Origin of the sequence: Luteibacter sp., from assembly GCF_035539195.1 — a bacterium.
Lineage (GTDB): Bacteria > Pseudomonadota > Gammaproteobacteria > Xanthomonadales > Rhodanobacteraceae > Luteibacter.
Window position 1 is genome coordinate 70111 of record NZ_DATLIW010000006.1, and the last position, 15301, is coordinate 85411.

General features: G+C 64.9%; 11 protein-coding genes. 7 read left to right on the forward strand and 4 right to left on the reverse strand.

The features are described 5' to 3' along the window. Positions 1-14 precede the first annotated feature (14 nt). Positions 15-929, reverse strand: a complete 915-nt coding sequence (locus VM621_RS01660; RefSeq protein WP_325467250.1) for an alpha/beta hydrolase — start codon at positions 927-929, stop codon at positions 15-17. A gap of 252 nt (positions 930-1181) precedes the next feature. Here VM621_RS01660 and VM621_RS01665 point away from each other — a divergent pair, with 252 nt between their 5' ends. The 4 genes from VM621_RS01665 to VM621_RS01680 all read left to right on the forward strand — a co-directional run bounded on the left by VM621_RS01665 (position 1182) and on the right by VM621_RS01680 (position 8518). Next, positions 1182-2375, forward strand: coding sequence for an MFS transporter (locus VM621_RS01665; protein ID WP_325467251.1), 1194 nt, complete (start codon positions 1182-1184; stop codon positions 2373-2375). 63 nt (positions 2376-2438) lie between these two features. Then, the gene (locus tag VM621_RS01670; RefSeq protein ID WP_325467252.1) at positions 2439-4880 is read left to right on the forward strand and encodes a glucose/quinate/shikimate family membrane-bound PQQ-dependent dehydrogenase; all 2442 of its coding nucleotides are present in this window, start codon (positions 2439-2441) and stop codon (positions 4878-4880) included. A 79-nt stretch (positions 4881-4959) separates the two neighbouring features. Further along, positions 4960-7926, forward strand: a complete 2967-nt coding sequence (locus VM621_RS01675) for a beta-galactosidase (protein WP_325467253.1) — start codon at positions 4960-4962, stop codon at positions 7924-7926. Positions 7927-8137: 211 nt separating this feature from the next. Next, entirely contained in the window at positions 8138-8518 is a 381-nt protein-coding gene (locus tag VM621_RS01680; RefSeq protein WP_325467254.1) for a DUF1090 domain-containing protein, read from the forward strand. Here the strand turns inward: VM621_RS01680 and VM621_RS01685 are convergent, their stop codons facing one another. Beyond that, on the reverse strand, positions 8519-9736 hold the full coding sequence (locus VM621_RS01685) for an MFS transporter (RefSeq protein ID WP_325467255.1): 1218 nt from the start codon (positions 9734-9736) through the stop codon (positions 8519-8521). A gap of 99 nt (positions 9737-9835) precedes the next feature. Here VM621_RS01685 and VM621_RS01690 point away from each other — a divergent pair, with 99 nt between their 5' ends. Beyond that, positions 9836-10795 carry an AraC family transcriptional regulator gene (locus tag VM621_RS01690; RefSeq protein ID WP_325467256.1) on the forward strand — a complete coding sequence of 320 codons (960 nt, stop codon included), beginning with the start codon at positions 9836-9838 and terminating at the stop codon, positions 10793-10795. A 26-nt stretch (positions 10796-10821) separates the two neighbouring features. On the opposite strand, the gene VM621_RS01695 is transcribed toward VM621_RS01690, so the two are convergent. Continuing rightward, entirely contained in the window at positions 10822-12987 is a 2166-nt protein-coding gene (locus tag VM621_RS01695; protein ID WP_325467257.1) for a TonB-dependent siderophore receptor, read from the reverse strand. A gap of 142 nt (positions 12988-13129) precedes the next feature. Further along, the gene (locus tag VM621_RS01700; RefSeq protein ID WP_325467258.1) at positions 13130-13807 is read right to left on the reverse strand and encodes a zinc-binding dehydrogenase; all 678 of its coding nucleotides are present in this window, start codon (positions 13805-13807) and stop codon (positions 13130-13132) included. A gap of 253 nt (positions 13808-14060) precedes the next feature. Here VM621_RS01700 and VM621_RS01705 point away from each other — a divergent pair, with 253 nt between their 5' ends. Beyond that, entirely contained in the window at positions 14061-14699 is a 639-nt protein-coding gene (locus VM621_RS01705; RefSeq protein WP_325467259.1) for a TetR/AcrR family transcriptional regulator C-terminal domain-containing protein, read from the forward strand. A 6-nt stretch (positions 14700-14705) separates the two neighbouring features. Then, complete coding sequence (locus VM621_RS01710; protein ID WP_325467260.1) at positions 14706-15293, forward strand: uracil-DNA glycosylase family protein; 588 nt, start codon at positions 14706-14708, stop codon at positions 15291-15293. Positions 15294-15301 lie beyond the last annotated feature (8 nt).

Here is a 15301-nt window from a genome sequence, read left to right on the forward strand (position 1 = left end):
GCCTTCCCCTTCGCTCATTTGAACGTGGCGAGCCACTTCAGCACGGCCTGCGACAGCTCGGTGCGCTGGTCCGAATAAGCGTGGTCGGTGGGCAGATGAAGGCTCGTTACCTGGGTGTCGCCAGCCCGACGAAGCGCGTTGGCGAACGCGTCATTCGCAGGAGCCAGACCATCGTCCGAGGTGATCACGAAGGCTGGCCGATGCGCGAGCCCTCCAACCTTGGAAAGAAATGCCCAGGCAGCCGCGTGCTCCGCCAGATCCGTGGCCAGGCTATCGGGCGTACATCCACTGAGCGGCGCCAGCCCCTCCTCCGCCAGTGCCGCACCCATCTTCTTGACCGCCACGGTTTGCGATCCCTGCTCCTGCGCCTGCATCTGGACAAACCTGCCGGCGAGGTCCGCAGCCGAGATCATCGCTATGCCCTCGATGGCAGGGTCGGCGGCAGCGGCCTGCACGGCCATGAAGCCGCCCATGCTGTGACCGACCAGCACGATGCGCGAAGGATCCAGCCGCAGCCGCTTGGCGTTCTCGGGCTGGCGCAGGTAAGCGATAGCGGACGCCACGTCTTCGATGCTGTGCGAGAACGAGAAGTCGCCCGGCGTTCCCCATGAACCGCGATAGTTGAAGAACAGGACGTCCCATCCGGCGCGACGCATGTCCTGCGCGAGATCCAGGTTGCGCTCGTTGCCGGGAAAGCCGTGCAGCAGGATCACGACCGGATGCGGCTGGGCGCCGGCGGCCACGTACACCAGGGCATTCAACGCAGATCCATGACTGGGAATCTGCATCGTTTGCATCGACGCCTTGGCGGCGACGTCAGGCTTGGCGAGTAAGGCCGGCTTCGCTGCCTCATCGGCGTGTGCCGCGGTGACTGCCATCGATAGCAGCAAGGAAACCGCCAAGCGCGTAACGGTCGAATGGATCTTCATGTCGCCCCCGTGTCATTCGGCGTGGACCTCTCGAGAAACGGAGTTCCGTTCGGAAAGTAGCTCGATCGCTGGAAGCATGCTCGATCGACACCCGGCCATGCAACACGAATTCGCCCTCCCTTGGCATGCGCCCCGCCCCCTGATAACCTCCGCCACGTCGCCGACTCAGGCGACCGTAAGCGTTTACGTCAACCAACGCGCATCCTGTCCAGTTGCCCTCGCGGTGGCTGGTCGCTGCGTTGGAGTGAATACGTGAACCTGCTTACCCTTGTCAGAAAGCCGGCGTACCTCGCCGCCCTCCTCTTCCTTTTCATCAGTATCGGCGACGGCGTGATGCTGCCGTTCTTTGCCCTGTGGGCACAGAAGGACGCGGGCGTACCTGTCGCCTGGATCGGCATGCTTTTCGGCTGTTATGCCGGCGGCGAGTTGCTTGCCACGCCGCTCTTGGGCGGCATCGCGGATCGCCTGGGTCGACGACCTGTCCTGCTTGCTTCGACACTCGGGGTTGGCGGCGGGTTTCTGCTGCTTTCGTTCTGCCACGGTGTGGTCGCGACGGCCGCGGTGCTCTTGCTGATCGGTGCGTTTGAAAGCGTGCTGCACCCTACCGTCTTCACCGTGATCGGCGACGTGGTGCCGCAGGACGAAACGCGACACTACTTTGCCGTGGCCCGCGTGCTTTCCAGCATCGGCCGCGCCATCGGTCCGGCGATCGGTGCGCTGCTGGTCTTGCGTTCGTTGAGCACGGTATTTGTCGGCTCGGCCATCGCGCTGCTATCTGCAGCGACGCTGGTGGTGTGCTTGCTGCCTGAAACCCTCGGCACAGGAGCCGGCGAAGAGGACGATGAGGAAGAGGAAGGTTTTTCGGCCCTGCTTCCCGCCTTGCGCGATCGCCGGCTCGGTGGATTGCTGCTGTGCTTCATGTTGCTCGAGCTGTCGGGCAGCTGGGTCGAGACCGTGCTGCCGCTCAGCGTGCATGCCGCTGGGACGTTGAGCCCTTCGGGAGTGGGCCTGCTTTTCACCTTTGGCTCGATACTCACCGCCGTCTTGCAGATTCCGGTCACTCGCCTGACGGCCCGATTCAATGCGCGTTGCCTGGTGCTTGCCAGCGCGGCCTTGTCGATCGCGGCCTTGGGCGTTCTCCTGGCGTCGCCCAGCCTCGTCGCGCTGGTCGTGGCAGTAACGTGCTTCTCGACTGCCGACGTGGTTTGCGGACCGCTGATGCCTTCGGCCGTTAACGAACTGGCCGCACCGAAGACGCGCGCGACGTACATGGCCGCGGTTTCGGTCGCTAACGATGTGAAGGACACCATCGGGCCGGCCAGCGGAACCCTGTTGTTCGCCATCGCGGCGTCGCTGCCATGGGTGGCAGGCATTCCATTGGTGGGGCTGGCGGCGTGGGGGCTTGCCGCGACGTTGGCGCAATCGGCATCAAGACCGACGGTATGAATCGGGCGCAATATGCAGGTAGCGGCCAGTCGGCAGCTCGCAAGAAAATGAGGAGCCAACCCTGTGAGAACCCAGACTTCATCACGTCCGCCATGGATACTGCTTGCCACGGCCGTCGTTTTCCTGCTGCTGGGCATGGCGCTGGCCATGCTCGGCGTACGCCTTGTCGCCCTCGGCGGCTCGCTGCATTACCTCGTGTTCGGCCTTGGGCTCATCGCCGTTGCGGCCTTGCTCTATGCGCGTCGGCAAGTGGCCATCTCGCTCTACGCGGCCATGCTCGTGCTCACCACCGTGTGGGCGCTGTACGAGGTCGGCCTCGATTTCTGGCAACTGCTGCCACGACTGGACGTCTGGTTCGCGCTCGGACTCTGGCTCGCACTGCCCTTCATACGTCGCCCGCTGCGAGCGACGTCGATTCCTTATCCGGCGGCATCCCTTGCCGTGGGTCTGGTCTTCGCCCTGGTCGTGGGGTTGGTGAGCCTGCCCCGTGAGTCGACCACCATCGAGGGCCACCTCGCACGCGGCCTCGACGCGGTCCTGCCGACAGCGGCCCTCGGCCCGGGTGGTACACCGGCCGGCGAGTGGCACTCGTATGGGGGAACGCCGTTCGGTCAGCGCTACTCGCCCCTGGACCAGATCAATGCCCAGAACGTGGGTAAGCTGACGAAGGCGTGGGAATTCCATACCGGCGATCTTCCGGGTCCCCAGGATCCGGTCGAGATCACCAACCAGGTCACGCCGCTGAAGATCGGCGACACCCTGTATGTGTGCACGCCGCATAGCATCGTGATTGCCGTGGATGCGACGACGGGCAAGGAGCAGTGGCGCTTCGATCCGAAAATCCAGAGCGCGAACGGCACCTTCAAGATGTGGGAACACATGACCTGCCGCGGCGTCTCGTATCACAACGATGCCGACTACGCGGCCGCCGGCGCAGCCTCGCCGGCGACAGCCACGACCACGGCCGTAGCCTCCGCCGCACCCGCCGTCACAGACTGCCCGCGCCGCCTCTTCCTGCCCACGGCCGACGCACGCCTGATCGCGCTCAATGCGGACAACGGTCAGATCTGCACCGGCTTCGGCGACAAGGGCACCATCCAGCTGCTCACCGACAATCTCGATGGGCGGATGCTGCCTGGCGGTTATTACTCGACGTCACCTCCGGCGATCACGCGCGACCTGGTCATCATCGGTGGCCATGTAAGCGACAACTACTCCACGCACGAAGCGTCGGGTGTCATTCGTGCCTTCGACGTACACGACGGGCATCTGGTCTGGAACTGGGACGCGGCCAATCCCGAAGAAACCACTCCGCTGCCCGCGGGCCAGCACTACACGCGTAACTCCCCGAACGTGTGGTCGGTGATGAGCGTGGACGAAGGACTGGGCCTGGTCTACCTGCCGATGGGTAACCAGACCCCGGACACCTGGGGCGCCGACCGCACCCCCGGTGCCGAGAAATACGCCGCCGGCGTGGTCGCGCTGGAGATCGCCACGGGCAAGGTGCGCTGGAACTACCAGTTCACCCACCACGATCTCTGGGACAAGGACGTCAGCGCGCAGCCCACCCTCGTCGACCTGAAGACAGCTTCCGGCGTGCAGCCCGCGGTGATCTCCACCAGCAAGCAGGGCAGCATCTACGTGCTGAACCGCCTGACCGGGAAACCCATCTTTCCCATCGACGAAGTGCCGGTCGCCCAGGGTGCCGTGCAGGGCGACCACACCTCGCCGACGCAGCCAAGATCGCAGCTCAACTACGACCCGCCGAAGCTCACCGAGGCGGACATGTGGGGCACCACGCCCTTCGACCAGGTGATGTGCCGCATCCGCTTCAAGTCCATGCGTTACGACGGTCCGTACACCCCGCCCGGCCTCACCGAGACCCTGATCCACCCGGGCAACGCCGGCGTCTTCGATTGGGGCGGCATCTCCGTCGATCCGGTTCGCCAGATCGCCTTCACCAACCCCAACTCGTTCGCCTTCGTCTTCCGCCTGGTTCCAGCGGCGGAGGTCGCGCGCAGGGAAGCCTCGACCAGCGAGAGTTCGGGCGTGCATCCCGATACCGGTGCGCCTTACGGCGTCGAGATCTCTCCTCTGCTCAGTGCGCTTGGCATTCCCTGCCAGGCGCCGCCGTGGGGCTGGGTGTCGGCGGTGGACCTGACCACCGGCAAGGTGATCTGGAAGCACAAGAACGGCACGACACGTGACAGCGCTCCCTTCGGCATTCCGCTACCCCTCGGTGTTCCCGGCCAGGGCGGCACGCTTATCACGGCCGGCGGTGTCGCCTTCTTCGGCGCGACGCTGGACTCCTACTTGCGCGCGTACGACGTCACCGACGGAAAACAATTGTGGAGCAGCCGCCTGCCTGCCGGTGGCCAGGCCACGCCGATGAGTTTCAAGGGAAAGGACGGCCGCCAGTACATCGTCATCATGGCCGGCGGCCATGGCTCGCTTGGCACGAAGATGGGTGACTCGGTGGTCGCCTACGCGCTGCCTGCGCCATAAATAAACCCAAATTTGCAAATATCCCCAGAATGCCCCAACCTCCGACGGATGCCAGATGGCAGTCCGTCGGAGGTTGGGGATGTTCGCTTTTCGCAGGCCGCATGGCCGTCTCGCCGGGTGCATGGGCGCCCTGGCGCTTTCCACGCTGGTCGCCGCGAGCGCGCCGGCACTCGCCAGTGAGTCGCCGGCCGCCTCGCCCGGCACGGCAACGACGCACCGCATCGCTTACGACCGCTACTCGCTCATCATCGACGGCAAGCCGACCTATCTGTGGTCGGGCTCCTTTCATTACTGGCGCCTGCCATCCCCCGATCTGTGGACCGATGTCCTGCAGAAGATGAAAGCCGCCGGCTTCAACGCGGTGGAGATTTATTTCGATTGGGGGTATCACTCGCCACGGCGCGGGGTCTACGACTTCTCCGGCATTCGCGACGTCGACCGTCTGCTCGATATCGCACGCGACGTCGGCATCTACGTGATTGCGCGCCCCGGCCCGTACATCAACGCCGAAACGGACGGCGGCGGATTCCCTGGATGGCTGGTCACCACGGCCGGCAAGCCGCGCTCCACCGATCCCGAATACACCGCCGCGTATCGCGAGTGGATGACCCAGATCGATCGCGTGCTCGCGCGTCATCAGTTCACCGATGGCCGCGGCAGCGTGCTGCTTTACCAGGTGGAAAACGAGTTCTACAACGACTCCGCCGATGGCCGTCGCTACATGCAGGATCTCGAAGACAAGGCCCATGCCGACGGCATCACCGTACCGCTCATCGGCAACCACAACAGCAATTTCTTCAGCGGTGTCGGCGCGGTGGATATGCCCGGTTTCGACTCGTATCCCGCCGACTTCGATTGCACGCGACCGGAACGCTGGAACAGCGTGTACGACTTCGCCAGCGAACGAAAGGAACTGACCCGCTGGCCGCTGTTCTTCCCCGAGTACCAGGGCGGCGCGTTCGACGTGTGGGGCGGTCCGGGCTACGAAGCCTGCCGTAAACTCACCGGCCCCGATTTCGAGCGTGTGTTCTACGAGGCGACCATGGCCGCCGGCTCGACCATGCAGAATTTCTACATGACCTACGGCGGCATCAACTGGGGCTGGCTGTCGTCGCCGGGCGTGTATACCTCGTACGACTACGGTGCGGCGATCGCCGCCAGTCGCCGGCTCACCGACAAGTACGACCAGCAGAAGCTCATCGGCTACATGACCCAGGCCGTCGCGCCCCTGACGCGAACCGATGCGGTGGCGAGCGCGGTGCCGGAGAACCCGCGCCTTCATGTCGACGTGCGCGTCAATCCGGACGATGGCACGCGCTTCTACATCCTGCGTCATGCGGATGCGGCGGATACATCGAACGATGCGACGCACCTGGCCATCGCGTTGGGCAAGGGGGATGCAACGACGATCCCGCAGCAGCCCGGTACGGCGATCCACATCGACGGGCGCGACTCGAAGGTTCTCCTGGCCAATTACCGCTTCGGCAAACAGGATCTCGCGTATTCGACGTCCGAACTGATGACGCAGATGCGACTTGGCGACCGGGATGTCGCTGTGCTTTACGGCCGACACGACGAGGACGGAGAAACCGTGTTGCGCTACGCGACCGAACCGACCACCCACGTTCTCGACGGCAAGGTCGCCGTACATTGGGATTCGGGCTCGCACACGTTGCGCCTCAACTACCGCCACGCCGGCCTTGCGCGCGTCGCGATCGGCCAGGGCGATGCGTCCCTGCTGCTGTTGATCGGAGACAACGACGCGGCGACGCGCTTCTGGCGTGTGGATACCCCGACAGGACCCATCCTCGTGCGTGGCCCCTATCTGGTCCGCAGCGCCGTGCGCAACGGCGACCAGTTCGCGCTCACCGGCGATACCGACAAGGCCGGCGATATCGAGCTGCTAGCCACCCCGGACACCCGCGGCTTCACGTGGAATGGTGCGCCGGTGCATACCGACACCACCGCCTCGGCGACCTTGCAAGGCCGCCTCGATGGCCCCGTACCGGTGGCGCTGCCGACCCTGACCACATGGCACATCAGCGATGCCGCACCGGAGATCGCACCCGCCTTCGACGACAACGACTGGCTCGCTGCCAGCCGGACCTCGACACCGAATCCGTACTGGGACCACAAACTGCCGATTCTCGACAGCGACGCCTATGGTTTCCACCACGGCCATGTCTGGTACCGCGGTCATTTCAAGGCCACCGGCAAGGAAGCCGCGATCCAGCTCGCCGCCAACACCGGCGTGCATCTCGGCAACCATGGCATTTTCACGGCATGGCTCAACGGACACTTCCTCGGTAACAACCCGAGTGGTGCGCAGCAGTTCGCGATCGATCCAGCGTGGCTGAAGCCCGGTGCCGACAATGTCGTCTCCGTTCTCGTCGAGAACACCGGACACAACCAGGAAGAGCACAACGGCGCATTTCGCGAGCCGCGCGGCTTGATCGCCGCGTCCTTCGCGAATGGCTCCACAGATATCCGCTGGAAGATCCAGGGCAATGTCGGCGGCGAGAACCTGCCGGATCCGGTCCGCGGTCCGTTCAACGCCGGCGGCCTCTACGGCGAGCGCATGGGCTGGCAGTTGCCCGGATTCCCGGATGGCAAATGGGCTACGACGACCCTGCCCCGCACGACCGACAAGCCGGGTGTCGACTGGTATCGCAGCAGCTTCCATCTGGACATCCCGACGGGGCACGACCTGCCGATCGCGCTTCGCATTCACGATGCAGCACCCCACCACTACCGCGCCGTCGTCTTCGTCAACGGCTGGCAGATCGGGCGTTACATCAGCGACGTCGGTCCGCAGACGGACTTCGAACTTCCCGCCGGACTGCTGAACACCCATGGCGACAACACGATCGCCATCGCCGCATGGAGCACGGCGCAGGACGGTGGATTGGGCGAGGTGTCTCTGGTGGCACAGGGCAGTTACCGGAGCGCACTGGACGTGAAATCCGTCGCCGCGCCCGACTACCCGCAGGTGATGCGAGCACAAGCAGGCTTGCCGGTTAGGACACCGCCGAACGCGGGTCATTGATCCGTTGCTCAGTGCAGCGACCATGCCTCGTGCACGACGGCATGGTCGCTTGTCGGGCTACGCCCCCGTAGAACGGTGTCTGCGATAGCGCTTCGCACACGCGCTTGACGGATAACGCGGGCATGGCATTAACTCCGCCGGAGTGGCCCCTCGTCGATCCGTCAGGGTCGAAGCCAACACCTTTCATCAAGCCACCCAGGGAAGCGACTCCATGAAAGCCCATGCCTCGATCGCGCTGCTTGCGTTGCTCATCATCCCCACCGTCGTCTCCGCGCAGTCCAGCGGATGCGACGCGAAGCGTCAGTCGATAGAAACCGAGATCGCCTACGCGCAGAACCACGACAACACGTCTCGCGTGCGGGGTCTGCAGACCGCGCTTGCGGAAGTGACGGCGCATTGCACCGAAGCCTCCCTGCAAAGCGCTGCCAACAACAGGATCGCCAAAGCTCGGGACCACGTGACAGAGAAAGCGCACGAACTCCAGGAAGCCAAGGCGCAGGGCAAGAGCCCGAAGAAAATAGCGGACCGCCAGCGCAAGCTCGACCAGGCCCACGCGGATCTGGAACAGGCGCTGCTCGACGCGGGAGCGTGATCAGGCCCCCGAAGGGGCGATCTCGCTCGCCTCGGAACGCTCCCGCAGGCTGACGAAGATCATCGCCGCTGCCACCAGCAACACCACGCCGGCGCCAACGAAAACCCCGGATGCCCCGGCGCGATCGAACACGAGACCGCCAGCGGCCGCGCCCAGCGTGATAGCGAACTGCACCGCCGCCACGATCAGGCCACCGCCGCTCTCGGCTTCGTCGGGAACGGTCTTCGTGATCCAGGTGGTCCATGCCACCGGCACGGCGCCGAAGGCCATGCCCCACAGCGCGACGAGCAGCGCATCGGCGATCGGCGCACGACCCAGCGCCACCAGCGCGAGGGCAATCGCACTCATCGCCAGCGGCATCAGCAGCAAGGTCATCCGCAGGCTACGCTCGAGAACGAAGCCGGCAAGCGACGTGCCGATGAAGTTGGCGACGCCGAAGCCAAGCAGGATCACCGAAAGCCCGTTCACGCCCACGCCGGTCACCCCTTCGAGGAAGGGCCGCAGGTAGGTGAAGAAGGCGAAGTGCCCGGTGAACACCAGCAGCACCGAGATCATGCCCGCGCGCATCGCCGGGCGCTTCATGACATCGACCAGCGTACCCATGCGTGCCGAACCCGTCGGTGCCATCTTCGGCAGCACGACAAGCTGCCAGAAGAACGCCAGCACGCCGATCACCGTCGCGATCAGGAACACGTTGCGCCAGCCGATGAGATGACCGAAGTAACTACCCAGCGGCGCCGCGGCCACGGTGGCGACGGAGACGCCACTGAAGATGATCGACAGCGCTCGCGGGACCATCGCCTCGGGCACCAGGCGCATCGCGACAGCGGCGGACATCGTCCAGAAGCCGCCGATGGCGATGCCGAGCAGCACGCGACCGACCAGGACCAGCGAGAGCGTCGGCGCAAAGGCGACCAGCAGGTTCGAGGCAACCAGGAGGACCGAGAAGGAAAGCAGCACGATCCGTCGGTCGGTGTTACGGGTGAGCACCGAAATGAGCAGGCTGGTGACCAGGGCGACGGCCGCCGTCGCGGTGACGGTCTGCCCCGCCATGCCTTCGGTCACACCCAGGCTCGCCGCCATGGGGGTGAGCAGGCTCGCCGGCAGGAACTCGGCCGTAATCAGCGCGAAAACACCCAGGGTCACCGCGAAGACCGCGCCCCAGGCGGGCTGCTCCGTTACTGCCACCGTGTCACAGGTTTCCGCACAAGCCGACATGTCGCATTCCGTCCAACCAAGGAAAGTCAGCATGGTAGGCGCCCCAGGCCGGACGGTATATGATGGCAAATCCTTAATATTTGATCATGCGTCCGGATCATGCCCCTTCCTGCCTTTGCCGACGAATCCGACGCCGCGAGCGAACTGCTCCTGGGGATGCGTCTGGTCGGCGTGAACTACCGGCGCATCGAACTGGCCCGGCCCTTCGGCGTCGGATTCAAGGGCGAACCCGGTCACGCGCAGTTTCACTTCATCGGCCGAGGCCCCGTGCTGCTGCGCACGCACAACGACAGGTTGCTCCCGCTTGAAACCGGCGATGCCGTGCTGCTGCCGCAGGGTGGTCCGCACATGCTGCTCTCGTCGGCGGACGTGCCCTCGCGCGATGTCACGGATTTCCTGACCACGCCGTTGTGCAACAGCGTCTCCGATATCCACCCCGAATGCGAAGCGACGGCGCGGGCAGCCGGCGCCCTGATCTTCAGCGGATGCATGGAATTCGAACTGGGCGGTATGCAGCCGCTCGTCACGGCGATGCCCGAGGTGATGCTGGTCGGCACCCTGCTCGACCGCTACCCCGAGCTGCGTCCGATGCTCGATGCGATGGAGCGCGAGTCCTGTCACAGGCGTGCCGGTTTCGCCGGCATTCTCGCCCGACTGGCCGATGTCGTCTCCGCGATCATCGTCCGCGGCTGGGTGGAATCGGGCTGCGGCGACGCATCCGGCTGGTTGAAGGCATTGCGCGACCCGCGACTGGGCAAGGCGATCGTGGCCATGCACCGCGAACCGGGTCGCAACTGGACGGTGGCCGAACTCGCCGACGAAATGGGCAGCTCGCGTTCGGTGTTCGCCGAGCGCTTCCTCGCCGTCACCGGCATGACCCCGGTGCGCTACCTCACCGAACTGCGCATGCGCCTGGCCGCGCAATGGATCGGCCGGGACAGCGCGACGATCGAGAGCGTGGCTTTCCAGCTGGGCTACGGCTCCCTGGCGGCCTTCAGCCGCGCGTTCAAGCGGGTGATCGGGGAGCCGCCGGGAGCGGTGCGCCAGGCCGCCAGGTGATCGCCAGGGCTTGATAAGGGAGCGGCTCAGAGAAACCTGTAGTTGAACGTCACCGTGACACTGTTCGGTGGCGCGTAGTACAGGTTGCTGTACTGGTCGAGTACGAAGTACTTCCGGTTGAGCAGGTTGTCCGCATTGAGCTGCAGCGAGGCCTGCGGCGAGAACGCGTACTTCGCCATGGCACTTATCAGCATCACCGACGACTGGTTCACCGTCTGCGGGCCTTGCGGACCATCGACCGGCGTATGGCTGGCCGACTGCCAGTTGGCGCCGCCGCCGACGGTCACGTGACGCCAGCGACCCGGCAACGTGTATGTGGTGAAGAGACGGACCAGGGTACGCGGCAAGGCGGTACGCAGTGCCGTACTCCTGCCATCGTCGCCCAGCCCCTTGATGTTGAAGTGCGACCAGCCCAGCGTGCCATTCCACGTATCGGAAAGCTGGCCTGAGACTTCGGCCTCGAAGCCTCGCGACTTGGTGCCGTTGACCGGATAGTAGGCCTGCGTGCGTCCGTCCGGCAGGAACTCGCCGACGGCCGCCTCGGCCACGTTGTCCTGGCGGGTCTCGAAGAACGTGAGCGATGTATTCAACAGGCCACCGAAGTGACGGCCCTTGATACCGACCTCGCGGCTGCTGCCCGTCATCGGATCGAGGAAGCTGCCGTCGGCACGACGGTTGTCCTGCGGATCGAAGATTTCCGTGTAGCTGGCAAACGCCGAGTACGTCGGGTCGATCTCGTAGATCAGGCCGGCATACGGCATGGTCTTGCTTTCGTTCTGGTGGTAGGTGCCAGCGGATGCATCGTCGGTGTCGTTCTTCCAGCGCGCATAGCGCGCGCCGGCGACGAGCTTGAGTGGATCGGCCAGCTGCAGGCGCGTCGCGACATACAGGCCGCTCTGTACCGTGCGTGCGATGTTCGCGCGGTCGCCCGTGGCCGCAAAATCGGGAAACGGGTAGTCGCCGTTCCAGGCGAGAAAATTGTCGATCGGTGCCAGATCGCCGTGGGCATGCTCGATCGAGTCCTTCGTATAGTGCGAACCGCTCGCGCCGACGACCAGCTCATGCTCGCGTCCGAACGCCTCGAACGGGCCGGACGCGTACAGATCCAACATGTTCTGGCGACCGCGGTCGCGCCCCTGGTAAGCGTAGGGATCCACGCCGGCGCCGGTGTCGCGGTTGGGAAATCCATAGACATAGAACAGCTGCGAATCGCCCTGGGTCTCGCGGTGGCTGGCCATGGCATGTCCCTGCCAACCGCTGCCGAACTCATGCTTGAGATCGATGAAGGCCGTCTTCGTGGTGTTGGTCCAGCGCGTCCAGTCGGCCGCACTGGTGAATCCGCGACGCCATGCGATGAAGCCGCCGTCGTCGTAGAACACCGGATACGAGCCCCAGGTCACGCCCTTGGGTTTGGATTTCTGCCAATCGAAGCCCACGCTCAGCGTCGTGCTCGCGTCCAGGTCGGCATCGACAACGCCGTAGAGCACATCCTTCTTGCTGCTGTAGCGGTCGAGATAAGCGTTCCCTTGCTCATGGGTGGCGACCACGCGGCCGCGCACGCTACCGGAAGCGTTCAGTGGCGAGGACACGTCCACCGATTCGCGCTGCGTGTTGTAAGAGCCGTAGCTGACGGTCGCGTCGGCCTGCAGTGTGTGGCTGTCCGCATGCTTGCGCACGAAATTGATCAGGGCAGACGGGCTACCTGCGCCACTGAGCAGGCCGGACGCACCGCGAACCACTTCGATGCGATCGTAGATCGAGGTATCCAGGCTGCCATCCGCGGAGCTTGCGTTGATGCCGGGCGCGACGGGAACACCGTCGTAGGCCATGTTCTCGATCGGAAAGCCGCGCGCGTAGAACACCACGCGCTCGCTGTCATACGCACTGGAGAACACACCTGTCGTACTGTCGAGTACGCGGCGAACGGAGGTGAGGTTCTGGTCTTCGATGCGCTGTTCGGTGATGACACTGACCGACTGCGGCGTATCCTGCAGCGAAAGCGGCAGCCGCGTCGCGACGGCCGTCTGCTCGACGGTGTAGTTCGACGTGCGCTGTCCCTGTACTTTCACCGCGTCGAGCGTGGTGGCGGTATCCGTGGTCACCGACTGTGCCTGCGCTGCGGCAGGTAAGAACAGAGCAAGGCCAATGGCCCGCGAAAGCAGCCGAGGACGGCTGGTACGACGTTCAAGCATGGTTTGATGCCCCTGGGCGAGTGGCCTACGCAAGCGGGAGTCTCGCTTGCATGAAAGTCACGACGGGGGGCTGGCTTGACACGGCTGGCAGGTCGCTTCGCCGCGAAGTCTAGCAAATGCGAACTCGCACGTGTAGGCCGCATCATCCTGGGACGAAGACCACCCTTGCCTTTCCGCTGTCGGCATCCCAGGCCGTCTGGACGTCCGAGAGCGGCAGCGCTCGCGTGGCAATCTTCAGGTTGGCGGGCATCGCCGCGGCAAAGACCTGCCCCGCGGCTGCAAGAAGATCCGGCAACGGAACGCTCTTGACGCCACTGCCCATCAGCACGATGGCCGACGACCTCAGCGCCGCGCCCGGCAAGCGGATATCGCCGCCGCTGGCACTGCCCACCTGCACGAAACGCACCGGGCGCGCGTCGTCGACGGCTTTCGCAATCGCGACGATGATCGTCTCGGCGCTCTTTCCCCACAGGTAATCGACAACCACGTCGATCCCTTCCTCGAACTGCTGCCGGAGCGCTGCCTCGAATCGCGACACGCCATCGGCATCGCTTCCGTCCAGTTGGAACGGAAGGACGATATCGGCGCCGATTGCCTCGACCGATGCCAGCGCCGCGGCGTCGCGAGCGGTCGCGATGACCTTTCCCGCGCCGAGGTGCTTTGCCAGCTGCACGGCCAGCCGTCCCGCGATACCCGTCGCGCCGTTGATCAACACGGTATCGCCGCGCTTGAGCTGCGCACGGTAGACGAGCGCGGCCCACGCCGACATGCCCGGGTTTGCCAGTGCGGCGGCGGTAACGTCGTCGAGACCGTCCGGCACCGGAATGCAGAAGCCGGCACGTACGCGCGTGACCTCGCACGCGACCGGGTGAAGTGAGTGAGCGGCGAGGCGGTGACGGCGATCAGTTCCTCTCCCTCGACGGCGGCGGGAGCGTCGATATCGGCGAACACGGGCGGCTTACCCGCCTCGAACATGACGGCTGCCTTCACGATGCACCTCCAGTAAATCTAACGTTGTTAGAGTTAATCTAACCGTGTTAGATTAACTTCGCAACCCCAGGCGGCAGGCCCGTATGAAAGTGAATCGCGACATCATCGTGCAGGCCGCCCTTCGCCTTCTGGATGAAACCGGCCTGGAAGACCTCACGCTGCGCAAGCTGGCGCAGACGCTCGACATCCAGGCGCCCACGCTCTACTGGCACTTCAAGAGCAAGGACGCCCTGATCGACGAGATGGCGACGCTCGTCCTTGTCGATGGCGCGGCGAATCTCATGCCCGGCGAACCGTCGGACGACTGGCGGGTGTGGGTATCCTCGTTCGGGCAAGGCCTGCGTCGAACCCTGCTCGGTTACCGTGATGGCGGCAGGATGATCGCCGGTACCCGCCTCACCAACACGCTGTTCCAGGAAACCGCCGAGCGGATCGGTGGCCACCTTACCCAGGCAGGGTTCACGACACGCCAGGCGGTCACGCTACTAAGCGCTGTCTACACCTTCACGGTGAGCTTCGCGATCGAGGAACAGGCGGTATTCCCCAGACCCGGCGAACGCTCGCCGGCGTACGACATCGACATGCGCAAGACGCATCTGGATCCCGACGCGTTCCCCCTGCTTCGAGAGGCCGGCGACGTCCTCTTCGACCGGTTCGACCAGCGCTTCGACGAAAGCATCGACCTGATGCTTCGCGGCGCGGCGACCTTGCTGCCGGGATAAGCCTCGATGTCATCCCTGACGACGCTCCTCGACGATGTCCGCGCATGCACCTTGTGCGCTCCCCATCTGCCCCTCGGTCCCCGGCCGGTCGTGCAGATGTCGGCATCCTCGCGCATCCTCATCGCGGGCCAGGCGCCGGGGCGAAAAGTGCATGAGACCGGTATCCCGTTCAACGACGTCAGTGGCGACAGGCTGCGCCAGTGGCTGGGCCTGTCGCGGGAGGACTTCTACGACCCGACCAAGCTGGCCATCCTCGGCATGGGCTTCTGCTTTCCCGGAACGGGCAAGTCCGGCGACCTGCCGCCACGCCCCGAGTGCGCGCCGACATGGCGGGCCCCGTTGCTCGCGCACCTGAAGAACGTGCGGCTGACGCTGGTCCTCGGCCACTATGCGATGGCGTACCACCTGCCCGGCCGGGGCAAGACGCTCACCGATGTCGTTACCGGATGGCGGCGCGACTGGCCGTCGATCGTTCCGCTTCCGCACCCCAGCCCGCGCAACCAGGCGTGGCTGAAGCGCAATCCGTGGTTCGAGCGCGACCTGCTCCCGGTGCTTCGCTCGAGGGTTGCCGAGGTGCTACGCGACGGCGACTGATACGACGC